General features: G+C 54.4%; 21 protein-coding genes. 17 read left to right on the forward strand and 4 right to left on the reverse strand.

All coding sequences use genetic code 11. The features are described 5' to 3' along the window. Nucleotides 1-182: 182 nt before the first annotated feature. The 3 genes from SBL51_RS00785 to SBL51_RS00795 all read left to right on the forward strand — a co-directional run bounded on the left by SBL51_RS00785 (nucleotide 183) and on the right by SBL51_RS00795 (nucleotide 2,217). The gene (locus SBL51_RS00785) at nucleotides 183-938 is read left to right on the forward strand and encodes a glucose 1-dehydrogenase (protein ID WP_317928562.1); all 756 of its coding nucleotides are present in this window, start codon (nucleotides 183-185) and stop codon (nucleotides 936-938) included. Nucleotides 939-1,007: 69 nt separating this feature from the next. Next, nucleotides 1,008-1,508, forward strand: a complete 501-nt coding sequence (locus SBL51_RS00790) for a VOC family protein (protein ID WP_317928563.1) — start codon at nucleotides 1,008-1,010, stop codon at nucleotides 1,506-1,508. 16 nt (nucleotides 1,509-1,524) lie between these two features. Then, nucleotides 1,525-2,217, forward strand: a complete 693-nt coding sequence (locus SBL51_RS00795) for a hypothetical protein (RefSeq protein ID WP_317928564.1) — start codon at nucleotides 1,525-1,527, stop codon at nucleotides 2,215-2,217. A gap of 18 nt (nucleotides 2,218-2,235) precedes the next feature. Here SBL51_RS00795 and SBL51_RS00800 read toward each other — a convergent pair whose 3' ends face one another. Both SBL51_RS00800 and SBL51_RS00805 read right to left on the reverse strand, forming a co-directional pair. Further along, the gene (locus tag SBL51_RS00800) at nucleotides 2,236-3,921 is read right to left on the reverse strand and encodes an alpha/beta hydrolase (protein WP_317928565.1); all 1,686 of its coding nucleotides are present in this window, start codon (nucleotides 3,919-3,921) and stop codon (nucleotides 2,236-2,238) included. Nucleotides 3,922-3,957: 36 nt separating this feature from the next. After that, nucleotides 3,958-5,562: an FAD-binding oxidoreductase gene (locus tag SBL51_RS00805; protein WP_317928566.1), complete on the reverse strand. Its 1,605-nt coding sequence runs from the start codon at nucleotides 5,560-5,562 to the stop codon at nucleotides 3,958-3,960. A 324-nt stretch (nucleotides 5,563-5,886) separates the two neighbouring features. On the opposite strand from SBL51_RS00805, the gene SBL51_RS00810 reads away from it, so the two are divergent. The 12 genes from SBL51_RS00810 (at nucleotide 5,887) to SBL51_RS00865 (ending at nucleotide 18,687) form a co-directional block, all read left to right on the forward strand. After that, nucleotides 5,887-7,047, forward strand: coding sequence for an FAD-dependent monooxygenase (locus tag SBL51_RS00810; RefSeq protein ID WP_317928567.1), 1,161 nt, complete (start codon nucleotides 5,887-5,889; stop codon nucleotides 7,045-7,047). A 69-nt stretch (nucleotides 7,048-7,116) separates the two neighbouring features. Then, nucleotides 7,117-8,520 carry an MFS transporter gene (locus SBL51_RS00815; RefSeq protein WP_317928568.1) on the forward strand — a complete coding sequence of 468 codons (1,404 nt, stop codon included), beginning with the start codon at nucleotides 7,117-7,119 and terminating at the stop codon, nucleotides 8,518-8,520. Nucleotides 8,521-8,603: 83 nt separating this feature from the next. Continuing rightward, the gene (locus SBL51_RS00820; RefSeq protein ID WP_411860445.1) at nucleotides 8,604-9,758 is read left to right on the forward strand and encodes an iron-containing alcohol dehydrogenase; all 1,155 of its coding nucleotides are present in this window, start codon (nucleotides 8,604-8,606) and stop codon (nucleotides 9,756-9,758) included. A gap of 70 nt (nucleotides 9,759-9,828) precedes the next feature. Further along, nucleotides 9,829-10,689 carry an isocitrate lyase/PEP mutase family protein gene (locus SBL51_RS00825; RefSeq protein ID WP_317928570.1) on the forward strand — a complete coding sequence of 287 codons (861 nt, stop codon included), beginning with the start codon at nucleotides 9,829-9,831 and terminating at the stop codon, nucleotides 10,687-10,689. Nucleotides 10,690-10,796: 107 nt separating this feature from the next. Beyond that, nucleotides 10,797-11,429: an isochorismatase family protein gene (locus SBL51_RS00830; protein ID WP_317928571.1), complete on the forward strand. Its 633-nt coding sequence runs from the start codon at nucleotides 10,797-10,799 to the stop codon at nucleotides 11,427-11,429. Between the two features lie 453 nt (nucleotides 11,430-11,882). Continuing rightward, entirely contained in the window at nucleotides 11,883-12,542 is a 660-nt protein-coding gene (locus SBL51_RS00835; protein WP_317928572.1) for a Crp/Fnr family transcriptional regulator, read from the forward strand. 223 nt (nucleotides 12,543-12,765) lie between these two features. Further along, a complete protein-coding gene (locus tag SBL51_RS00840; RefSeq protein WP_317928573.1) occupies nucleotides 12,766-14,205 on the forward strand; it encodes an NAD(P)/FAD-dependent oxidoreductase in 1,440 nt (479 codons plus the stop codon). A gap of 86 nt (nucleotides 14,206-14,291) precedes the next feature. Then, on the forward strand, nucleotides 14,292-14,591 hold the full coding sequence (locus tag SBL51_RS00845) for a cytochrome c (RefSeq protein ID WP_317928574.1): 300 nt from the start codon (nucleotides 14,292-14,294) through the stop codon (nucleotides 14,589-14,591). Nucleotides 14,592-14,897: 306 nt separating this feature from the next. Next, nucleotides 14,898-15,578 (forward strand): hypothetical protein, encoded by a 681-nt coding sequence (locus SBL51_RS00850; RefSeq protein WP_317928575.1) that lies wholly within the window; start codon nucleotides 14,898-14,900, stop codon nucleotides 15,576-15,578. Nucleotides 15,579-15,616: 38 nt separating this feature from the next. Continuing rightward, nucleotides 15,617-16,327 (forward strand): hypothetical protein, encoded by a 711-nt coding sequence (locus SBL51_RS00855; RefSeq protein WP_317928576.1) that lies wholly within the window; start codon nucleotides 15,617-15,619, stop codon nucleotides 16,325-16,327. A gap of 132 nt (nucleotides 16,328-16,459) precedes the next feature. Then, the gene (locus SBL51_RS00860) at nucleotides 16,460-17,470 is read left to right on the forward strand and encodes a DUF1838 family protein (RefSeq protein WP_317928577.1); all 1,011 of its coding nucleotides are present in this window, start codon (nucleotides 16,460-16,462) and stop codon (nucleotides 17,468-17,470) included. A 194-nt stretch (nucleotides 17,471-17,664) separates the two neighbouring features. Further along, a complete protein-coding gene (locus tag SBL51_RS00865) occupies nucleotides 17,665-18,687 on the forward strand; it encodes an alpha/beta hydrolase (RefSeq protein ID WP_317928578.1) in 1,023 nt (340 codons plus the stop codon). A gap of 94 nt (nucleotides 18,688-18,781) precedes the next feature. Here SBL51_RS00865 and SBL51_RS00870 read toward each other — a convergent pair whose 3' ends face one another. After that, nucleotides 18,782-19,843 (reverse strand): LacI family DNA-binding transcriptional regulator, encoded by a 1,062-nt coding sequence (locus SBL51_RS00870; protein ID WP_317928579.1) that lies wholly within the window; start codon nucleotides 19,841-19,843, stop codon nucleotides 18,782-18,784. 175 nt (nucleotides 19,844-20,018) lie between these two features. Here SBL51_RS00870 and SBL51_RS00875 point away from each other — a divergent pair, with 175 nt between their 5' ends. Together SBL51_RS00875 and SBL51_RS00880 are read left to right on the forward strand one after the other, a co-directional pair. Further along, nucleotides 20,019-21,317 carry a sugar MFS transporter gene (locus tag SBL51_RS00875; RefSeq protein ID WP_317928580.1) on the forward strand — a complete coding sequence of 433 codons (1,299 nt, stop codon included), beginning with the start codon at nucleotides 20,019-20,021 and terminating at the stop codon, nucleotides 21,315-21,317. A 248-nt stretch (nucleotides 21,318-21,565) separates the two neighbouring features. Next, nucleotides 21,566-23,695 carry a hypothetical protein gene (locus SBL51_RS00880; RefSeq protein WP_317928581.1) on the forward strand — a complete coding sequence of 710 codons (2,130 nt, stop codon included), beginning with the start codon at nucleotides 21,566-21,568 and terminating at the stop codon, nucleotides 23,693-23,695. 30 nt (nucleotides 23,696-23,725) lie between these two features. On the opposite strand, the gene SBL51_RS00885 is transcribed toward SBL51_RS00880, so the two are convergent. Further along, nucleotides 23,726-23,914: a hypothetical protein gene (locus SBL51_RS00885; protein ID WP_317928582.1), complete on the reverse strand. Its 189-nt coding sequence runs from the start codon at nucleotides 23,912-23,914 to the stop codon at nucleotides 23,726-23,728. Nucleotides 23,915-24,075 lie beyond the last annotated feature (161 nt).

A 24,075-nucleotide genomic window follows, 5' to 3' on the forward strand; every position in this document is an offset into this window, starting at 1 on the left:
AGCTGCTAAGTTGGGGTTGTGCCACCGGTTTGGATCGCAACCGGGAACTGAGACTAGCTCGCTCAAGTTTCTCTCTCTATGACAAATGTCAATGGTTTTGCCTGCCCGGCCAAGCCAGAATAGCGCCACTGAATAGCCGTCTTGCGGACGATGGATCAGCATTATTGGAGGAGGTGAATTTGGTGTTCACAGATAAAACCGTATTGGTTACCGGCGCCGGTGGCGGCTTGGGGCAGGCCATTGTGCGCGCTTTTCATGAGGCTGGCGCCAACGTGGTGATCGCCGATATTGCCCTCGATTCCGCTCAGGCACTGGCCGAAGAGTTGACCGGCCGGGCGCTGGCGGTTGCCCTGGATGTAAGTTCGGAAAACGACTGGCAGCGCGCTCTGGAGCAGGCGGAACAAGCTTTTGGTTTGGTCTCCGTGGTGGTCAATAACGCCGGCTTTTTTCAACCCAATATCGCTTTTGAAGCCATGCCGTTGGCGTTGTGGCGCAGGCATTTCTCGGTAAATGCCGATGGTGTTTTTCTCGGCTGTAAGCACGCAATTAACCACATGAAAGGGCGCGTGCAGGGAGCTGTTGTCAATATCGGCTCGGGCATGTCGATTAAAGCGGTCGCCACTGCCAGTGCCTACTGCGCCTCCAAGGCGGCGGTATTAATGACCACCCGCACGGCTGCAGCCAGTGCCGGCCCCTATGGCATCCGCGTCAACGCGGTTCTGCCCGGTGCCGTGCCCACCAACATGCTGATGGGCAATCTGGTGGCCGGCCAGGAAGAGGAGGCGCTGCTCGATAATTTGCGGGGTTACAGTGCGTTGGGCCGTTTGGCACAACCGGATGATATTGCCCGGGCAGTGCTGTTTTTGGCCGACCCACGCAATAGTGCCATTACTGGTATCTACCTGCCGGTGGATGGCGGCAATATGCCCGGTGCCTAGCCAAATTGGGGCGGCGATTCAGCCGTTAAAAAATATTTTTATTCGACTAATGTCGGGGGGAGTTAATTAGTGAATCAACCCGTTTCCGCGTTAATCCGGGCAACAATTTTTGTGCGTGACCTGGCGCGGTCGATCAATTTTTATCGTGAGCTCGGTTTCAATCAAACCTATTTTCGCGGTGAATTGGAACACCCCTCGGCCACCGCCGTTTTGGGTTTGCAGCACCATCACCCCTATGAGATTGCCATTGTCAAAGTGGCCGGCCCCAACTTCGGCATGTTGGGCCTGTTTCAATTGGCTGCCGAGCAGCAGGCGCATTCACTTCCACTCTACAACGGCCCGGCGCGCACCGGTGAGGTGGCGCTGATTTTTTATGTGGCCGCTTTGGATGAGGTGTTACCAAAACTAAAAGCGGCCGGTGCGCTTTGGTTGCCAGAGCCGCAGCTGTTTGAACTGGGGCCGATTCGGCAGCGGGAGGTGTGCCTGCGCGATTGTGACGGCACCTTGATAAATTTGGTGGAACGGGATCCTGCCCTGCAGAATATTTCCGGCCCGGAACTGGAATTTTAAGAGCTGATATACCGTTATGGCTAACACCCAAAGCGCACTCAATAAAATGATCTCCGGTGAGATCGCCTACCGCACCCTGGATAACGAACTGGCCGGTAGAGAGGTATTTGATCTGCTCTTTTATGAGCAGGGTTGCACGCTGCGCGCCCAGTGTGAGATGAACAATATTGGCCTGCTGCGCGATGTTTCGCTGGCACTGGATCACGAGTGGTTGCCGAAAGATGCCTTCTGCCGATTGATCAATCGCGATGGGGTTTCCGGCAGCTGCTGGTATTTTTTTAATGAAACGTCCGTGCTGGTGGAAGGGGAGAACGGCGGTGTTCGTTTTTCCCAACAATTGAGCAATCAGCCGGGCTATCACTACCTGGGCTTGCACCCGCTGCAAGGTGATGCCCTGATTGCCCAGCAGGTGGATAACAGTCGGCCGGGCGAGTTTGTGCCGGTCAACAGCCTGACCAACTCCATCTCTGAAAATGGCGATGGTGGTTTGATGGCGACCGGTTTGGTGATAGAGGTCGCCTTTTTAGGCATGGAGACTGTCACGGTGACGGCGGGCAGCTTTAACGCCCGCAAGCTGGCCCTGCGCTGGCATCGTGACTGGCCACCGGCCACCTTGTGGGTGAGAGAGGGCGATGCCCTGTTTCTGAAAATGACCTGGAGTCAGGTCGACTACTGGTACGAACTGGTCAGCCTGGTGGAGCGGGGTTAGCCACCGCAGTGGCGGTGGTTAATCGAGTAGGTCGAGCAGGGCCATACCCCAACGATAGCGCTCCTCGGGCAGTGTAATCACACCCGGCAGTTGAGCGTGCGCCGGGTTGCAGACTGTCGCCGCAAAATAGGACTCTTGGTCAGTGTCGTGCAGCTGGGCAAAGTGGTTCTGCCACTCACGTTGAGCGCTGGCCACACTGGCTGCCAAACCTTGGCGCGCCTGCAGCAGGGCGATCAATTCCACCTGCAGGGTATCGGCGGACGGAGGCTGTGCCGCTATTTTTAAACTCGATGGCTCGTGTAAATGCCAGGGGTAGAAGAGGGCGCGGTCGCGCAGATAAAACCAGGCACGCTGTAGATGGGAGCCGGCAATATCCGGCGTGAGATCGGGTGGTGCAGATTCGGCTGCTGGACAGGTGCTACCTGGGTTACTGGGCTCGGGGTTGACGACGATGATTTTTCCCAGACGCTCGGGGTTCTTTTGCCTTAGCGCCAGCAGATAACTGGCCGACAATCCGACAGCGATAATATCCACCTGCTCACAGCTTAAGGCATCCAGCAGTTGCAGCAGTGCGGTTGCGGTTTGTTGGCTGCTCTCATAGCAAATGGTGGTGCCGCCGTGGCCGGGTAGATCCGGCAGTATTGCCCGGCGCTTATTGGCCAGTGTGGCCAGCATGGGTGCCAGCACATCACTGGAGGAACCCACATCGTGCAGAATTAACAGTGGTTTAAGCGTGCTCTTCGCTGCTTGCCACTGTAGCCGAAACTGACCCCACGGCACCGTCACAAATGTTTTATGCAGACCGTAGCCATCTGTATTCGGAATTAATTTTTCCGGTGCGGATTGCAACGGCGTATGGCTTTGGAAAAATTGCCTAACCGCAGGTGGAATATCCCCGAAGTCGTCAACCAGGTTGGTGGTAACGTTGGCCGGCAGTGGTGGCAGGTATTCCAGGTAGCGGCTCAGAGCATCACTCTTCGCGACCACTATCTGGGTCGGCACGGTCAGGCGCGGTAGGTCATCGGCAAGGGCGTAATCGAGTACTGCGCGATAAGCGCCGCGGTAGTCTTCACCCGCCTGCAATAACTCCATAACACTTGCGTCCATCTCAAGCACGGTGGCGGGCCAGTGCATGCGCGTTTGCGTGCTGCGCGAATACCAGGGGTAGAAGCAGTGTTGATCGCGAATGCGCGACCAGAGCCTGGCCAGGTGGCTGCCATCCCATTGCGCGGGGAAATGGTCGAAATAGTTTTCGCAAAAACTATTACGTTCCTCGGCGCTGTTAATCAGCACCCCATTGGCCACCAGTGAGGTGATTTTGTCGGGGTAGCGGGCTGCCAGACGCACACCGAGGATGGCGCCCGAGTGGGTGCCGAATATGCCCGGCCTGGGCAGTTGCAACGCATCGATAAAACGAACCAGGGCGTCGACGTAAAGATCGATGCCCGGGTAGCGGTCTGGAGATAACAGTGGATCGGACAAGCCATAGCCCGGAGTGTCGGGGGCATAGACGGTAAACTCGGTGGCCAGCAGCTGCATTAATGGCACCAGTTCCCGGGAGTCTTTGGGCGACTGGTGAATTAATATCAGCGCCGGCCCCCGGCCCGCCCGGCGGTAGTGCACCACGCGCTCACCAACGCTGAGGTAGTGCTGGCTGACCTCTGCCTGCGCAGTTAAATCGCTATTGCCATCGCCTGTTATCAAGTTGAGCGTTCCCCTTGTTCCTACTTGCTGTCGACGTTAAAGCTCCAGAGCTCCAGGTGCAATGCGGCCTGTCGGGTCGACACTGTTTTTGATACTGGTGATCAATTTTAACGCCTCGGGCGAAATGCGTGAGCCGTAAGGGTAGGCGCGGCCCAGCTGGAAATTGATTGCGCCGTGCTCGACAAACAGTGCGATCAGATCTTTTTTCAACTGCTCGACGTAGTTGCGCGCCTCTTCGTTGGCTTCATACTTAGGCAGTTTGTCGAGGTAATCTTTGGGAATCACCTGTTGGTGATAGACGGTGATCTCGTCCGGCCAGTAGAGAGCAATTTCATACAAAAAGCCAGAGGATCCAACCGCGCCAAACATTCCGCCCTGCCAAACACCCAGGCGCTCCATATCGCTGGCCCGAACTTTATAAAATTCGGTTAAGGCATCGTGAAAAGCGTTCACCTTGGAGTGGGGCAGAATACCGTGCAGGGGTACCCAGCGCTCACCGGCCGGCCCCAGGGTGTTAAAGAAGGGCGCAAACGGCATGCCGCGAACGGTGGCCGGTACGGTGGCGGGTATCTCGCGGCCGAGATCCTGGTTCAATTCGCGCAGGCGGTGCAGGCGGCTTTTGGCCTCGGCATCGTGGACACCCTCTACAATGTAGTGCGTCATGTAGGCGGAACTGGAGAGCGCCTTACGGGCAGAGAGCGCCGATTTGATCAACTGCTTAAAGCCATCGAACAGGCTTGGTGAGTTGGCCAAAATGGAGAAGGCGATTTTAAAGATCTGGCCGGCGTTCTCCTGGCGTGCAATCTGGCCCTGCGAAAGTGCGCCATCCAGGGCGAAGTGGGTATCTTCCAAACGCTCCTGGGCAATGCGGCGCATGGACTCATGCATGCTGGTGAAATCGGGAAAGGCAAACGAAATCGTGCGGTGGCTTGGCCGGATACGGATCAGTGCCAAGGTTATTCTGGCCTTAATGGCCAGGGCGCCACAGTCGCCGGTAAAAAGGCCGGTGAGGTCTGGCCCATAGTGGCGGGCAAAGGGGGTGCTGCCGGCTGCGGCGGAGCCGGTCTGTAACAGCGAGCCATCGGCTAAAACCACGTCCATGGCCAGCGCCGACTGGGCGGAAATTCCGTAGGCACCAGAACCGTGGCTGATTGAGTTTTGCGACATGGAGCCACCCACGGTCGCTTTCAGGCCGGAGAAGGGGCCCCAGAAAGGTGTGCGGTAGCCGCGCTGGGCCAGGGTCTCTTTCAGGGTGGCCCAGGTAACGCCGGCTTCAACCGTGACATAACCATCCTGCTCATTGATCTCGACAATTTTATCCAGGCCGCTCAGGTCGATTAACAGCAACCCCTTCTGATTGGGAATATAGCCGTCGGTGTATGAGGCGCCGCCGCCGCGTACCGTTAAGGCAACGCCTTCGTCGGCGGTGAGTTTGGCCAGCTGCTGCAGCTGCTCCACAGATGTGGGGCGTACCACGGCCAGCGGTTGTTCCAGGCTGCGATAGACATCGGTATAGAAGTAGGCGCCGTCGCTGCCAGTCAGGCAGTTTTCACCGCCAACAATTTCAGTCACCTTAACAAGTAGTTCCTGGGTGGGAGCATTCTGCTCTGACCAATCCAGTCCGGTAGTGGTATTGCCCATCAATTTTTCCATCGCAAGCTGTTACTAATCTTGTGCGCTGTAGAGCCGCTCGCAATTGGCGGCTCTTAGTTAACCACCGCAGGCGTGCGGTGCGATCAGCGCGTATAGCATCAACTTACTATTTTGGCCGGCCAGAGGTCGTTGATAATTGTCATGGCTCTGGGGTGGGGGAAGACGACATTATGGTCTCATGATAAGCCGCCGTGGCTTTCGGCTGATTGACTGGCGATTGGGTAGAAGTCGTTATCTCCCAATAGCGGCGAGGCCCGCGGTGTGTGGGGCAGATCATAGAGAGCTGCCCGGGTTTAGATGGGATACAGGATTATGGTTGCTTCTAATATCGCTATCGTCGGTGCCGGCGTCGCCGGCTTAACTGCAGCCCTGGCACTGGCCAAACAAGGGCATAGCGTCAGTCTGTTTGAGTCTGCCTCCGCCTGGGCGGATGTGGGCGCGGGTATTACACTGGCCCCTAACGCCATGCGCGGTTTGGATTATGTGGGTGTGGGCGCAGCGGTTGCCGACGCCGGTATTGAACCCACCTCGCAGGAGGTAAGCCACTGGCGCACCGGTGAGCGTATTATGGCGGTCGACCGCTCCAAAACCCGCGAGCAGTACGATGCCGCTTATGTCTATATTCACCGGGCCGATCTGCACCAGATTCTGGTCGCTGCCTGTGAAGCCGCCGGCGTTAAGATTTTCCTCGGCAAGCGGGCCGAAACAGTAACCACTGAAGGCGATACCTGCACCATCGCTTTTGTTGATGGCAGCGAAGCAGTGGTGGACCTGGTGATCGGTGCCGATGGTTTGAAGTCGGCCATCCGTCAGTTGTTCGACCCCAAGCCGCCCCATTTTACCGGCCATGTTGCCTACCGCGCATTAGCGCCCGCCACCCCTGAAATTCAACACTTAATTGATAACCCCGGCATGCACATAGGCCCGGGCAAAATGATTGTTCGCTACCCATTGCGCAAAGGCAATTTGTTGAACCTGGTTTTCTTCGCCCGCGAAGAGGGTTGGGAAGAGGATGGCTGGTCGATACCCGCCGACATTAACGAGCTGCAGGAGCGCTACTCCGACTGGTGCCCGGAAGTGCAAACGCTGCTGAGTGTTATCAAACCCGGTACGGTATTTAAGTGGGCGATCAATGCTCACAGTCCTCTGCCCGGCTGGACCAAATCCGGGCGTATTACCGTGATTGGCGATGCCGCCCACGCGATGACACCTTTTCTTGGTCAGGGAGCAGCGACCGGTATTGAAGACGCAGTGATGCTGGCGCGGGCTCTGGCCGATGCCAAAGATACCGAAGAGGCATTAGCGCGCTATCAGGCGGCCCGTTTTGAACGCACCACCTTTATTCAAGCGGAATCCAATGCCAATGCCGATCGCCTGCAGGGCGACGAAGCGGAAAATTATGGCTTGGGTAATTTACGTAACGAGGAGACTCTGGGTCTCTTTGCCTACGACTGCACGACTGAGCCGGTTTAACTTGGCGGGAAATGGGCCGAGCCCTTTTACATTTAATGGCGCTATCAATTCGGGCGTAAGAGGACAGCAATGACAGAATCCACCGCAGCAGTAAGTAACCCGCTGGCGACTGAGCCCGATAGCGCGCGTGTCTCCCAAAAAGTGATGATTCTTTACGGTTTGGGACAGACCGGCGCGCAGCTGTTCCGTGATGCCCCGGCCGTTTTATTGCCACTGTTTATGACCACCATGCTGGGTATTTCACCTTGGCTGGCGGGCATTGTGGTTTTGATCCCTAAAATGTGGGTAATTTTTTGCGACCCGATTATGGGCTCCTATTCCGATCACTTGAAACCGAAGGTCGCCCGTCGCCCGTTTCTGGCCGGTGGCGCGATACTGACCAGCCTTACCTTTATTGCCCTGTTTGCCTTCTCCGGATTTCCATCGCCAACCATAGCCGCGCTGGTGGTGGGTATTGTCTTTTTTATTGCCAGCACTGCGTTTAGTGCCTTCTCTGTGCCCTACCTGGCCGTGGCTTCCGAGTTGTCATCGGATCCGCACGAACGCACGAAGATTTTATCGGTACGCATCGTATTTGCTGTGGTCGGGGTAATCATGGGCGTCGGCCTGGCTCAGCCACTGGTCTTTATGCTGGGCGGAGATGCCGCCGCCTGGCGCACCATGGCAATTATTTTTGGCACCGTCTGTTTGGGTGCGATGTTGGCCACCGCCTATGGCGTGCCGAAAGATTTTGGTGCGGCCCATCACTCGGCGGCAAAGAGTGTTCGTGAACGATTTGCCGTGGTTCGCGAAAACAAACCCTTTATCGTGATGACCCTTACCTATCTGGTCCAGTCTATTGGCCAGGCCAGCAGCTATGCGGTGGTGGGTTTTATCTTTCTCTACGCCGTGGGCGATATCAATCTGTTGTTGCCTTTCGTGTTGGTGATGTCTTCCGGATCCATCAGCAGCCAGCCGGTGTGGCTGAAAATATCCCGCAAAATCGGTAAGGAAGGGGCGTTCTGGTTGGCGTGTGGCGGTTGGATTTTAGTCACTATTACCTGGTTCTGGTTGGAGCCCGGTACCGATAAATTGGCGACTCTGCCTGTGCTGGGTGAAGTCTCCACTCAGGATCTATTGGTGCTGGTGCGGGCGTTTATTATTGGTTGCACCAACGCCGGCTTCTCGGTTTTAAGTTTCTCTCTGTTGACAGACACCATCAGTCGCCAAAAAGCGCTGGGCAAGAGCGTTGATGAGGGTCTCTTCTCCGGTATCTTCTCGGCGGTGGAAAAACTTGGTTTTGCCTTGGGACCGATGCTCGCTGGCCTGGTATTGAGTATTGCCGGGTTTGAATCCTCTGTCGGTGGTGCCGTTGACCAGGACGCTGGTGCCGTCAAAGGGATGATTCTCTGTTATTCATTGATTCCCGCAACGATTCTGGGGCTCAGTCTGCTGGTATTCACCCAGTATAAAAAAGCTATGCACCAAGCGTAGCCTCTCGCTTTTATTCATCAGCATTAGCCAGGTTCGCCTGGCGCTTTCGCATCCGTAAAAAATGAACTGCAAAGGTGGTTTCATTGAACAGCTTTGAATTTGTTACCGCAAAAAAAATCATCTGGGAAATCGGTACCGTAAAAAATATTGCCGAACACTGTGCGGCATTAACTATTAAGCGGCCGATGCTGGTCACAGACTCCGGCGTTATCGCCGCTGGTATTGTTGATCAGGTGCTGTTGCCGCTGCAGGCGGCGGGTATTGAGCCGCTGTTGTTTGGCGATATTCAACCAGACCCACCAGAAGCGGTGGTGTTGGCGGCTGTAAAATTGGCCAAAGAGCATAACATTGATGGTGTTATTGGCCTGGGTGGCGGCAGCAGTATGGATGTTGCCAAGTTGATTGCGGTTTTGGCCGGCTCCGAACAACCACTGCAGGCCATTTATGGGGTAGATAACATTCGCGGTGGGCGTCTGCCACTGGTGTTAATTCCGACCACCGCCGGTACCGGCTCGGAGGTGACCACTGTCTCTATTGTTACCACCGGTGCCGCCACCAAGTCGGGTGTGGTTTCGGCAACCTTGTTGCCAGATTTAGCCTTGCTGGATGCTGAATTGACGCAAGGGCTGCCGGCGGCGGTGACAGCGGCTACCGGTATCGATGCCATGGTGCATGCCATTGAAGCCTTCACCAGCCGCCATAAAAAAAATATCTACTCCGATATGTTGGCGATCAAGGCGCTCAATTTATTAAGCCAAAATATTGAATCCGCCGTGCACCATGGTAGCAATCTCGAAGCCCGCGCCAATATGTTGTTGGGGGCCATGATGGCCGGCCAGGCATTTGCCAATGCGCCGGTGGCTGCGGTGCATGCACTGGCCTACCCACTGGGTGGTAATTACCACATCCCGCACGGGTTGAGTAACTCCTTGGTTCTACCCCATGTGCTGCGTTTCAATGCGCCGGCGGCAGCCGGGCTTTACGCAGAACTATTGCCTTGCGTTGGCAATAGTGAACAGGCGACAAGTGTCGAACAGGGCGCAGCGCGGTTTATTCAGGTTATGGACGAATTAATTACCAAGGTAGAACTGCCCAAAAGTCTGCGTGCGATGAATATTCCCGAGCAGGAACTGCCCAAGCTCGCCGACGAGGCGATGGCGCAGCAGCGGTTATTGGTGAATAACCCAAAAGAGGTAACTCGAGACGATGCGTTGGCAATTTACAAAGCGGCCTATTGAGGCCTGCCGGTGTTGTGCTGCGCGCGAGTTTAGTTTTGTTAGATCAATAGACAAGTGATGGAATTTTAAAATGGCTAATCCGATACTTCGCGAAAAAATTCGTAATGGTGAGTTTATTTTTGCTCCCGGTATCCACGACATGATTACCGCGGTAGTCGCTAATAAGATCGAATTTGATGTGGTTTATGGCACAGGCTACTGGCTGACCGCTTCCGCTTATGGTCTGCCCGATGCCGGTATCGTCAGTTACACCCAGATGGTCGACCGCATGCGCACTCTGGTGCAAACCAGCAATGCCGCGGTTATGGCCGATGCCGACACCGGTTTTGGTGGCCTGCTGAATGTGCATCACACGGTGCGTGGTTACGAAGAGGCGGGTGTCTCCGCGATCCAGATTGAGGACCAGCAGTTTCCCAAAAAGTGTGGCCACACCCCTAACCGCATTGTGATTCCGGCCGAGGAGATGGTTGATAAAATCCGCGTTGCGGTAGAGGCGCGCCGAGATCCCAACATGCTGATTATTGCCCGTACCGACTCACTGCAATCTGAAGGTTTGTCTGCCGCTATCGCCCGGGCCCAAGCCTATAAAGAGGCCGGTGCCGACATCCTGTTTGTGGAGGCACTGGAAAGCAAAGAAGAGATGAAGACCGCCTGCGCGGAAGTGGATGCGCCGATGATGGCCAACATGGCCAACGGTGGCCTAACGCCAATGCTGACCGCCGCAGAGATGCAAGAGGTGGGCTTCTCGGTTGCCATCGCGCCCTCGTTGACCAGCCTGGCGGCTGCCCACGCCATTGAAAAGGCACTGCTTGCCATGAAGGCACAAGGCAGTGCCGAACCCGAAGGTGTGCCGATCAATAACTTTAAAGAGTTCTGCTCGCTGATCGGTTTCGAAGAGGTTTGGGCTTTCGATAAAAAGTGGGCGAAGTAACGCATTAATGGTTAACGCGGTCACCCCGGCCATGCCTTGTTGTACAAGGGCCTGTGGTGGGCTGTGGTGCTTACCCTCAGTGGTGACCGCTAGATGAGTAAACAGTTATGACCGATAACCTGGATGATAATTATGCGAATGTCTATGGCAATCGCATCGGCTATGGCAAAAAGCCGGCCCTGTTATTAATTGATTTTGTAGAAGCTTACTTCGATAAGAGCTGCGATCTCTACGCCGACGTGGAAGATGCACTGGCCAGTGCTACCCGGGTGTTAGAGGCCGCTCGCAAGGCGGGTATTCTGGTGGTTTATACCAACGTGGTTTACCACCCCAGTGGCATTAATGGTGGCCGCTTCTTTGAAAAAGCCAAACCGTTACGCTACCTGGTGGAAGGGCACCCTATGGGCGCCTGGGCTGGCAGTTTGGCTCCAGCCGCCAACGAACTGGTGGTTTCCAAGCAGTACCCCAGCGCCTTTTTTGGCACCTCGCTGGCATCGACGCTGACGGCGGCGGGTATCGACAGCGTGATTCTCACCGGCTTAACCACCAGTGGCTGTGTGCGTGCCAGTTGTGTGGACGCCAGCTCCCACGGTTTTATCCCCATTGTGGTGGCAGAGGCGTGTGGCGACCGCCACGAAGCGCCGCACAAGGCCAACCTGTTTGATATGAATGCCAAGTATGCCGATGTGGTGAGTGAGCAGGAGGTATTGCAATACCTTGAGGGTTTACAGGCCAGTTAACACTGGCAACCTCTGTTGTGGTGCCCGGTGCTGTGGTTACAGTCGGGCATCGCAGACTCCCATGGGTGAGTAGCTGGCCGGGCAAATTGGCTAAGGGCTCCCAGAACCAGTCCACCCACGACTCCCTGTGTGGCTGTTGAATAGAACAATAATATAGATATCGCGTACCTACCTATTCAGTAATCCCAACTCCTATTCTTAGCTGGCACCGGTATGGTGCAATTTTCGTTCTGCCGCCCCTTAAAAGATCTATTGATATGGAAATATATCAAAAAGATTCGCCCGCGAGAGTTAGAAAAGAGGAGTTTCGCTCTATTTCAGCCCTGGTAGGGATATTGCTACGTGGTGAAACCTGTAAGCGAGGCGAGAACGCCTTGCGTTCGTTGAACCAGAGAACTACATTGCATGAACACCCAATTTATTCCACGAAAAGCGTACCGAGTACCAGCTACGATGCTCTTCGACGATTGCACTCTGTTCCACGACATGACGCCAGATGAACTAGAGCGCCTCAGCAGCTTCGCTGAGATCAAAAAGTTCAAAGCGGGCGACTTTCTCTTCTTCCAGAATGCCCCGGCAGGCGAGGTCTATAACGTCATTTCGGGCTCCATTGAAGTGGAGCGCATCTCCTGCAATGGCCGCCGCCAAATTCTCAGCTTTCTCTTCCCGGGCGATTTTGTTGGGCTGACCAGCTCCGACCGCTACGACTACGGCGTAAAGTGTTTAACCGATGCCGAGCTGTTCCAATTCAACCGCAAGCGCCTGTACGCCTTGGCCGAAGAGGTGCCCAACTTAAAGTCCAACATCAACCAGGTGAGCTCTAAGGTTTTCTCACGGATATTGGATCAGCTCTATATTCTTGGCCAGAAAAAAGCCCACGAAAGACTCTGCTTCCTGTTTATGCTGCTGTTGGAGCGGCAGCCGGGTGCGACACCCGAGCGGATCACCTTGAGCATGTCCCGGCAGGATATGGCCGACTATTTAGGGCTCACCATTGAGACGGTCAGCCGCTCTCTGGCCAAGCTGAAAAGCGATGGCTTAATCACCACACCCACCTTAAACAGCGTGCAAATTCTAGACTTGGATGCCATCGAAGAGCTCGCCCATACCTGATTGGTCAATACAAGTAATCCCTCATATAACCCCGCGGTAGAGCGTTAGCGCGCCGCGGGTTTCATTCATGATCTGTTTATCTCCCCTGCGCTAGACTGCACTGACTACCCCGCGCAACGGCCAATTTTTGCTTTTGATATTTATCATTGTTGGGGGGTGGGGTCACTCCTAGTATGGTGACCACGATAGATGAATTAAAACCCTGTTCCCAGGCGATGTGTTTATGGAAAAGAAGCTAATTAACCGGCGGCAGCTGATCAAAGGCGGCGCTCTTATGGCAGGGGCCAGTATGCTGCCTCCAGTTGTTTGGGGCAGTAGTAAGAGCGATGTGATTATTATCGGTGCCGGTCTTTCTGGGCTTTATGCCGCCACTATGCTGGAGCAGGCGGGCCTTACGGTGACTGTGCTTGAGGGTAATAACCGCATTGGTGGCCGTTTGTTCACCATGGACGATGTGCCTGGCAAACCCGAGGCCGGTGGCCAGACCATCGGCCCAACCTATGGTCGCATGATCTTTACCGCCATGCGCCTGGGTGTGGAGTTGGGGCAGGTCAATTTCGGCCTGGGTAGTGAGCCGGTCCGACAGGTACTTTACGCCGGTGGTGATCGGGTCTTGCCGAGCGAGTGGGCCACCTCACCCCATAACCCCTTCCCGGAGCAGTATAAGGCGGTTCTGCCGGATCAGTTGCTGATGCGATTGATGGGTAAACCACCGTTTGATTCGGTTAGTGAATGGCTGACTCCGGAAAAATTTTCCCTCGATTACCCGGTTGCGGAGTTCCTTAAGCAGCAGGGTATGGATCAGAAAGCCATTGACTATATGGCGATTAGTAACAATTACGGGCGCACATTGGAGGAGTCTTCACTGCTGTTCCTGCACCGTAATAATCAGATGATTTACGACTCTATCGGCACTCCGGGTGGCATCAAGACCGTGATTGGTGGCAATCAACGCGCGCCCGAGGCGATGGCCGCGGCCTTGCGAACCGATGTGCAGATGGGCAAGAAGGTCAGCTCAATTGTCGAGCGCGGCAATACTGTAGAGGTGCAGTGTACTGATGGCTCCAGCTACTCGGCTAGCTATGTTGTCTCGGCCATACCATTGACCACCTTACGGGATATCGCGATTGAACCAGGGTTGCCGGCACTGCAGAGCGAGGCGGCGGCCAAGGTGGCCTACGGTCAGGTGTATCAGGCTCACTTTGTTGTTGAGCAGCCGTTTTGGGAGGGCAAGGGCTTCCTGCCGAATGTCTGGTCGGACTCCCCCATTGAGCGGGTCTTTGCCAGCGACCCCGGCTACACCGGTAACATCACCAATTTGACGGTATGGATCAACGGCATAGCCACCGAGATGGTCGACGCCATGCCGGAAAAAGAGGCGCGACTTTTTATCGAGAAAGAGTTTGCCAAAGCGCTACCAGAGTCTAATGGAGCGGTGCGGCTGGCCAAGTTACATTCCTGGCAGAAACAGGAGTTTGTGCGGGGCTCGTTTGCGGTGTGGACGCCAGGACAGATCAGCCGCTACGGCCAGATCATCGCGCAACCCTCGGGCCGCTTGCACTTTGCCGGTGAACACACCGCGCAGTGGACCTCCGGTATGGAAGGCGCCCTGGAATCTGGTGAAAGGGCGGCGATGGAGATCTTGGAGCGGGTGGGCGCTTAATCCCGCTCGCCCTGTAGTTACCAGGCAGAAAATCAGTTCGCCGTGTTCGTTTAAAAATGAGCCGGCTGTTTAGGTAGGTGAAGAAGATGATAAAGAAAATTGTAATTGCGTGCATGGCCGTTGCCTCTATGGCGGCATTAGCCGATGAGAGTATCGATAAGGGCAAGCAGCGGGCTGCGGTCTGTGCCAGCTGTCACGGTGCGGTGGGTATTAGTAATGGCCCGGTGTGGCCCAACCTGGCGGGTCAAAAGGCCGGTTACCTCATGAAGCAGTTGAAGGATTTTCGCTCTGGTACGCGTAAGGATCCGATGATGAGCGCTATGGCAGCGCCTTTAACCGACGAAGATATTAAAAATCTTGCCGCTTATTACTCCAGTCTGAAATAGGCCAGGAGTCTCTCCTCGAAAATTCGCGGCAGCCTCCAGATCCTCGGTGGTTGCCGGTGATATTCCTAATTTGAATTTACCCGCCAGGTTAATCGCTACACTTGGTCGTTCTAATTGGGTTATTCCTCGCCTGGGTCTTCAAATAGGGTCGCCCCCTACGTCTCTACTGCAATCTTGGCTCCGGTCACAGCGTTTGGTTCTTGTCTAAGTTGCTTGATGGTTTTGATTATTGTTAATGCCCGGCAATTTTCCAGCCGCTATTGTTGGTCTCTGAAACTGCACAACAACTCTTATAGAGGATGAAAGATGTTTATTACAGAGCTAGCAGTGCTGCGTTGGATACATATTATCGCCGTAGTCTATTGGCTGGGCGGTGAGTGGGGTGTTTTTCAAACCTCTTTCAATATCGTCAACAGAAAATTGCCGATGGAAGAGCGTCGTCGCCATATGGAAACCGCTTATCGAATCGATATTCTTGCCCGCACTGGTATTCTGCTTCTGCTTCCTCTGGGCCTGCACATGGGCACTTTTTGGGGGGTTCAGCCCTACGGTGGCTGGGCATTGGTAGCGGTCTGGTTGTTCTTTGGTGCCTGGTTGCTACTGTGCTGGTCTGCCTTCTTCTTCCGTGAGACCGATCGCGGCATTATGCTCACCAAAATCGATGAGGCGATTCGATTTTTTGTTATTCCTGCTCTGTTTATTGCCGCCGTCGCTTCGTTGCTGGGCTATGGGCCCTTTAATGCGGAAGTGGGGCAGAAATGGTTCTCTGCCAAGGCCCTTATCTTCTCTCTGCTGTTGATCATTGGTCTGAAATTGCGCTTTGTTATGCGTGAGTGGACCACCATTTTCAGACAGCTTGCCGTCAAAGAAGATGCCGAATTGGAAGAGAAGTTGCTGAAGTCTATTCGCTTCTCGCGCAAGTTGGCTTACCTCTACTGGGTGGGGATTGCCACGGTCGCTTTCCTCGGCTCCACCAAACCATTCTAAGTAACGCTAAACGAACGCTAGATGGGAGTTTGTGGCTGATGCAAACCAAGATTAAAACTCGGCTAATTAACTGGTCGGCGATTCTCTGGTCGATGATGGTGCTGTTGCCGTTGTCTGTGGCTCACGCCGACAAACTCTCTGAAACTCCATTCTGGACATTAAACAGCGGCTTGTGGTTGAGTCAAAATACCTATCTGGGCAGTGATCTCGAATACAAGATTAAATCCTACAGCAGCATTGTGGATATCGCTGTTAGTGCCAACGGTGTGGTTATTGTTGAGCGTAAATTTTACCCGCCCGGCGCCTTTCACGGTAAAGCATTGGGCTTGGATATTGCCGACGACGTTGGTGTTGAGCTGTTGCAAACCACGCGTTGGTTGGCAGAAGGGGATGATGGCCGTGTGGTGGCAGAGGGTGATGTTCCGGGCCCCTATCAATTTAGCATCACCCCTTATACGGGCGATACTGCTGTTCTAGCGGTTACCAATCGTACCACCAAGAGGGACAGCTACCGCATGATGATCTCCCTGCCTTCGCCGAATTATCGCTATGTTGTCAACATGGGCATTGATGATGGTTCAAAAGATGGATCAATCGGCGCTTTACGCGGTCTATCGTTTTTTAACGGCCAAAAAATTACCCAAGAATCTTTAACCGACCACGTGAATAAACTTCGACAACTGCACCAGATCAAAGCGCAGGTGTTGGCCAATCCGGATGGCAGTTTTGAGCTTGCCAAGCGGCAATAAATATTTATGGGCTCAAAATTTGGTTTTTGAGCAGCATTCAAAAAAGTGAGTTTGAATGCAGAGAAAATTTCGCAATTTCAAGATGTGTAACGTTTATTGCTAACTTGTATTAATAAAGAGACAGAGGTTGAAATGAGTTCAGATAAAACGGACAACAAAAGTTTAAACCGTCGGGATTTCTTAACGAATTCCGGTAAGATTATTCTGGGTACTGGTATTGCGGCCGCCGCCGTAACCCAAACTTACGCCATGGCAGATGCCGGCAAAGAGGGCCCTGCCGGTGCCGTTGATAACGGTAACTTAAAATACAGTGATCCCTACTGGAACCGTGATGCCATGGCCCGACTACAGGCCGATTTGGATTTCGGGAAACAAAAATTTGGTTGGTTTAGCGGGGTTGTTAACGGTGTGCGTGCCAACGAGAAGGTAAAACCATTGGTTGGTTTTGAAGGTTTCTCCTTCGCTCGTCTGATTGACGGTGGCGACGGCACCTACAAGAAAGTCCTGCGTGAAATTGGTTTCTACACCGACCTGAAAACCGGTGAAGTCCTGGAAGAGTGGGAAAACCCCTATACCAACGAAAAGGTTCGTGTAGTGCCCATCGCCAACGACCCGTTCAACTATAAAATCAGTGCTACTCTTCCTGCTGGCCCTGAGTACGGCGGCCTGAACAAGGTAGAGAAAAAAGAGATTCCGTTCATTTTGCCTTGGCGTGAAACCGGTGACGGTAAAGTATTGATGCGCAGCTACATTCACCTGTTCTACCCATCTGCACTACAGCCTGAAAAATGGCCACGTGAGTCTGCCGGTAAAATGAACCGGGTGTCGGAGATGTTCTCTTACGTTATCGACAAAGATCGGCTTGCTAACCCAGAAGAGACCAACCTGCAGTACTCCGGAGCCTGGGGGCGAATTACACCCTGGTTGCCCTGGATGTTAATGGGCCAGGCTGAAGGTCACTGCTACTACGATTGTATGATGGGCGGCTACCATAATATGGACGTACTTTCGCCGAAGGTTCGCGCTTACGCCGAGAAGCACTATCCCAAGTACTTCGAAGCGCCGAAAGAGTGGACAGAGCCAAGTTTGTCGAGCCTGGAACTCTACGCGCGTGAGCAGAAGCCTGCTCCTGTGAAGAAGTAATTCGACTGCTCGAGTAAACCAAACCAGAAGAGGCAGCCCTAGTGCTGCTTCTTTGGTTCTTGGCGATTGCTAAATTTTGACCGCTATGACTGCTGTAGCAGAAGTAGCCGGGGGGGCAGCAATTTATAGTTTGTCTCTCCACAAATTTTCTATTAAATGGTAGACCACGATATTCGGTCATAAGGATCTGATTCATGCTACAAACAAAGCCTTTGTTGTCGCTCTTCTTGGGTTGTCTGATCGGACTGGTGGGCCCTATCTCTGCGATGGCTGGCGAAGAGAAGGCCGATGCCTCAACCACCACGCGTACCGCAACACTGGCTGAAGTTCGCGAGAAATACGACGCTGATCCATCTCACTTTGCGGATATTGGTGGTATCAATGTTCACTACCTGGACGAAGGGCAGGGGCCCGTATTACTGTTGGTACATGGCACCTTGGGTGATTTGCATGATTGGGATACCTGGGCCGAGATGCTTAAATCCGATTTCCGGGTAATCCGTTTGGATCTGCCTGGTTTCGGCCTCACCAGTGAGGTTCCCAACGGAAACTTTTCGGTAGAGCGCAGCCACACCATGATTGATGCCTTCATGGATCACCTGGGCATAGAAAAATTTGGCGTGGTCGGTATCTCTTATGGCGGCATGGTGATGTTCCGCTACGCGGCCACCCGTGTCGAGCGGATAACGGCCATGGTGTTAATTAACTCCGCCGGTATTCAAACCGGCAAAGGCCCGCGGCCGGAGAAAAAGAGCCCAGGTGAAGCGACTAAGCCGGTTAAGAATATGTTTGTCGACCCGGTCGTTACCTTCGATGATGTTGCCTTCTTTTATAAGAATTACATCAACGATGAGTCCAAACGAACGCCAGAGTTTATTCAACGTAAACTCGATTTTCTGAATATTCAGGGCCGTGATGAGCTGGCCAAAACGACTTTGCGCTTTTATGAAAAGGGCGACCCGATCGCCACACTGGCGCACGTGCGCGCTCCCAGCTTGATTATGTGGGGCACTGCCAATAAAGCACTGGATACAGAAACCGCACAGAAGTTTATGGATGCGCTAACCAACGCCTGCACTAAAAAGCTGGTTACCTTCGATAAAGGCGGCCACTATATTAATGTCGAGCGTCCGGAAGCGACGGCGAAGGTGGCGAAAGAGTTTTTAATGGGCTTGAAAGACAACTTTGCAGGTCGCTGTGCCAACAGCTGTCAATAGTGATTAGTGCTAATCTGCCGCACAAATTAAACCCTTATATGTGTGGCAGTGGCGCTATTGGTTAACGTTAATTCAAATCACTCTCTTCGGGTGTTCATTTTTGGGATACCTGCTGCGGGGCTTTGGTGGTCGAGCCCCGAATAACCAACTCACTCGCTTCAACAGTCGTTCCCTTCCCTTCGCGCTTGCCCGACAACTCGGCAATTAACAGCTTCGCCGCCAGAACCGACATGCTCTGTACCGGTTGCCGTACCGTGGTTAACGGCGGCCAAATCTGTTCAGCGATGGGGGAGTCGTCAAAGCCGGTAACGGAGAGCTGCTCTGGAATACGCAGTCCTCGTTCATTGGCATAACGGATCACGCCGGCAGCCATCTCGTCATTGCTGGCAATAATCGCGGTCGGAGGCTCTGGCAGCGCCAGCAGTGTGGCCGCGGCCTCCATCCCCGATTGAAAGGTGTTGTAGCCCTGGACGCGCATGGCGCTCTGTGCCAAGGCCGGTGCTGCCTCACGTAAAGCGTCTTCGAAGCCCTGCTCCCGTTGCACCATGGCCAGGTGATCCGGGTGGCCGCGAACAAAACCAAACCGAGTATGGCCGAGTGCCAATAGATGTTGCGTAACCTTTTGTGCGGCAAAGCGGTTATCGGTCTCTACGCTTAACCCGCTGCGCAACTCGCGCCCTGGAGTGAGACAGACATAGGGTTTGTTGTGCTGCTGAAAACAGTTGGTGACAGTTAATAGATCGGCAATGGGCGGTGTCATGATGGCACCATCGATATGGGATTGGCTGATGTGGCGGGTAATGGTCTCTTTCAGGTTTTCGCTTTCGTAGTTAACGGGGTGAATCAACAGCTCATAGCCTGCCTTTCTGCACTCCTCCAGTAAGCCCAGTTGCACGCGCATTATGTAGGCCGATTGCGCCAGAAAGGTGTCGTAGAGCAGCGAAATGAGGTAAGAGCGCCTACCTGCCAGGCTACGCGCTGAGCGGTTGGGCTGATAATTTAACTCGGCAATTGCCGCTTGCACAGCCGCCTTGGTGGAGACGCGTACATTGGGTTCGCTGTTGACCACTCTGGAGACGGTTTTAATCGAGACGCCGGCCAGTTTGGCAACATCTTCAATGGTGGCGCTAGCCCTTTGGCTTGGCGGATTGCTCATGGCGGGGGCATTTTTCCTTGGCCTTTAACCGATAACTCCTCGTAAAGTGGGGATTAGAGCGAATGTTGACAGCGCTGTCAATTGGGCTAAGATGGCCAATCGCTGTTGTAGTGTGGCCTCTGTCTGCCATCGCCACACTGCCAAATAATCATAAAAGCTAATGCAGGTTCGCTTCATGATCGGTAGTTCTGATTCCTCGGCCGGGCTGGTAGCAGCCGAGGCTTCGACCAGTTTTCGCTTCCCCCTGGCCGCCCTCACCACGTTGTTTTTTATGTGGGGTTTTCTCACCGCCCTGAACGACATTCTCATTCCCCACCTGAAGAATGTGTTTGAGCTGAGTTACACCCAGGCCATGCTCATCCAGTTCTGCTTTTTTGGGGCCTATTTCGCGGTATCCATACCCGCCGGAGGGCTGGTGGCGAAACTTGGCTACCAGCGGGGGTTGGTGCTGGGGCTGCTGGTGGCGGGTGTTGGCTGTTTCCTGTTTTATCCGGCGGCCAGCCTGCGCATGTACAGTCTGTTTCTGGGGGCGTTGTTTATTTTGGCCACTGGCATCACCTTACTGCAGGTTTCCGCCAACCCTTACGTCACTATTTTGGGCCCGGCCGCCACGGCCTCCAGCCGCCTGAATATGACGCAGGCGTTCAACTCATTGGGCACCACGCTCGCCCCCTTCTTTGGTGCGTTTCTGATTCTGGCGGTCACCCCGGATCTGATCGATAGCAGCGCTGTGGCAGCCAGTGACGCAGTGGTTGCTGCTCGCTCCGAGGCGGACACGGTGAAACTACCTTACCTGTTGTTGGGTTCCACGCTGCTGGTCATGGCGGTAACCATGGCGCTACTGCGTTTACCCGTCATTGCTCAAAAGCTCCAAGCAGGGCAGCAAAACGCCCCTTCAGCAGGTTCGATTTTAGGTTACCGGCACCTGTTGCTGGGAGCCTTGGCCATATTTATCTACGTTGGCGCAGAGGTGGCGATTGGCAGTCTGTTAGTCAGTTTTATTGTCGAGCACGGCGTTGTCGGTATTAACGAACAACAGGCGGCGCACTATGTGGCCTACTATTGGGGTGGAGCGCTGGTCGGGCGATTTATCGGCGCCTGGCTGATGACCCGCATAGCGCCGGGTAAATTATTGGCTTTTAACAGCAGCCTGGCCTCGCTTCTGGTTCTGCTGGCGGTGGTGTCGGGAGGCAAATTGGCGATGATTGCGCTGCTGAGTGTAGGCTTGTGTAATTCGATTATGTTTCCCACAATTTTCAGCCTGGCGATTAAAGATCTGGGGCCACAAACCAGTAAAGGAGCCGGCCTCGTCTGTGCGGCTATTGTCGGCGGCGCCTTGATTCCACTGCTGCAGGGAACGTTGGCCGATACTCTGGGATTGCAGCTCTCATTTCTGCTTCCGGCTTGCTGTTATCTCTATATCATCTATTACGGCCTAGCGGGCTCGCGGGTGATCTCGCCAACCCCGCCGTAGCTGGGGCAGATACTTTCCCGCTATTACAAAAACGATAAACATTAGAAGCAACTTTGGTGAGACAAGTGCAAAAAAATAGAAAAATAGAGCAACTACTATTCACAACGAGCTTATTCAATCCCCGTTGGCTGTTAACAAAAAAAAGGTCAGCCAGCCCCTGTGTCAGCAGAGTTTCAGCTGCTGGATCAAACCAGGGTTTTTCGCTGGCTTGGGTAAAACGGCTGGCGCTGCTGTTCAGCACCCTTGGTTTGCTCGCCTGCAACCCGGGTACGCCCGACAATAGCCGCGATAAAAACGCCGGTACTGGCGATAGTAGCCAGGAAAAAAGTGAAGTGATTGGTGGCCAACTGCAGGCTGGAGGTGTGGCGATGAGTGACCCGCTTTTTCAAGAGGCCTATATCGATATTGATGAGCTGCGATTGCAGCCTTCGCGCCATCGTTACATTCACGGCGGGTTTAAAAACAGTGACGCCCGCTTCAGTTTCTACTTTCCGCCTGCCGAGCAGTACCAAGGGCGCTTCTACCAATATGTTACGCCGGTGCCGGACAGCGAAAATCTGTCCCAAGGGCAGAGCGGCGAGAGCGATAAAATCGGCTTTGCCTTTGCCAGTGGCGCCTATTTTGTGGAGACCAACAGTGGTGGCGCGGTTGATGTAACCGCTGGCCAGAGAGTCGACCCAACAATCGGCGCCTTTCGGGCTAATGCCGCGGCTGCCGAGTACTCCCGTCACCTGGCCAAGCAAATTTATAGCAGCACACGCCCCTACGGCTATATTTTCGGCGGCAGTGGCGGGGCATTTCGCACCATAGCGGGCTTTGAAAATGCTGAAGGTGTGTGGGATGGCGCGGTACCGTTTGTAGTCGGTTCGCCTATGTCGCTGCCCAATGTGTTTACTGTACGTACCTACGTTATGCGCGTATTGGGCGATAAGTTGCCCGCCGTGGCCGATGCCCTGGATGTGGGTTCCAATGTGGAACTGTCGAGCATTCTGAATGCCGAGGAGCTGGCCGCTTTCAACGAGGCGACCCGTCTCGGCTTTCCGCCGGCCGGTTGGCAGCTGCATGAGCATCTTGGTCTGCACGCCTTTGCGGTTATCTACCCCATAGTGGCGATGATCGACCCCGGCTACTTCACCGATTTCTGGAGCAAACCCGGCTACGAGGGCTTTGATGGTTCTGACTCCCTGAGTCGGTCGATACTGCAGGCGGAATTTAGCGTGGCGCAGGTGATCCTGCCGGAAGACGCCAAAGCCATGGGCCTGGAGGTGGGAGCATTAGCGGGCCAGCCGAAAGGGCGCGCAGATGACGCCTGGCAAGCTTTGCAGGCGCAGAAGAATGCTCAGCTGCCGGTTGCGATACGCCTGGATCAGGAGCCTGCACAGAGTGTGTTAGGGGCGGATTTGATCGTGACCAGTGGCGCGGCCAAGGATCAACAATTAATTATCACCCGACCGCAGCAGGCACTGATTCTGCTCGATAGCCAACAGGCCCAGGCGCTGGCGGATATCGCCGTGGGTGACAAATTAATGATTGATAATCACCGGTTTCTGGCGGTACAGACCTATCATCGTCATCAGGTGCCGGAGAACGATTTTGCGGTGTGGGATCAGTTTCGCTCTGCCGACGGCCAGCCGCTCTACCCGCAGCGGCCGATTTTAGGCCCTATGCTGGCTCGCGGTGCTACCGGTACGGCACAAACTGGAGTTTTCAAAGGCAAAATGATTTTGCTGGAAAACCTGCACGACACCGAAGCCTTTCCCTGGCAGGGGGATTGGTATCGCCAGCAGGTGCAGAAAAACCTGGGGTCAGAAAACGATAACCACTTTCGCATCTGGATGACCGACCACGCCAACCACGGCGACTTCACCGAACAGAAAGAGCCGACGCAAACGGTCAGTTACCTGGGGGTTCTGCAGCAGGCGCTGCGTGACTTGAGCCACTGGGTAGAGGCCGGTGAGGTACCACCGGCGAGCAGTCAGTACCAGGTAGATGATGGGCAAATTGTGGTGCCGGGCAGTGCCCAAGAGCGGCTTGGTATACAACCGGTGATTACTCTGACAGCCAATGGTGGCCAGAGAGCGGAAGTGGCACCGGGTGCAGCGATTAGCTTGGTGGCGGACGTCGAACTGCCGCCCAATGCCGGTTCACTGGTGACGGCCGAGTGGGATCTGGATGGCAGCGGTGAATTTGCCACTGCGGTTGATCTGGAGGAAATGCCAACGGACTCGGGCACAACACGGGTGACACTTACCACCCACTACCCAACCCCAGGGACCTACTTTCCGGTATTGCGCGTTGCCAGCGAGCGCGATGGCGATAGTGAAACACCCTTCGCGCGGGTACAGAATCTGGCGCGGGTTCGTGTGGTGGTGGAGTAGCGGTCGCACCGCCTAATTAGTGGGGTTGTTTTATGGGTAGCTGCAGATCAGGCTGCCGTCGCCGCGAAACAGGTGGCCCCACTGGGCATGTTGCGTAGTGCAGTTATCCAGCAGCGCCTGGCGGGCGGTGGCTTCGTCGGCAAAACCGATCACCGTGGTCACTGTCCCCTTGGCGTAGATGACAATAACGTACTCAATGTATTCACTGCTTGTTGACATGAGACTATCCGAAATTAAAAGAGGGTGGTGATTGCTTGGAACTGTGCCCGGTCTGTATGACAGTTAAGTGATTTGGGCTGGGGACAGTGTTGCCGTGCAGTGTACCGGCTGGCCGGGGATACTGTTAGTGGTTTTCTAGCGACTGGTTTATCAGGTACCGT

Source organism: Halioxenophilus sp. WMMB6 (assembly GCF_033283405.1).
Lineage (GTDB): Bacteria > Pseudomonadota > Gammaproteobacteria > Pseudomonadales > Cellvibrionaceae > Halioxenophilus.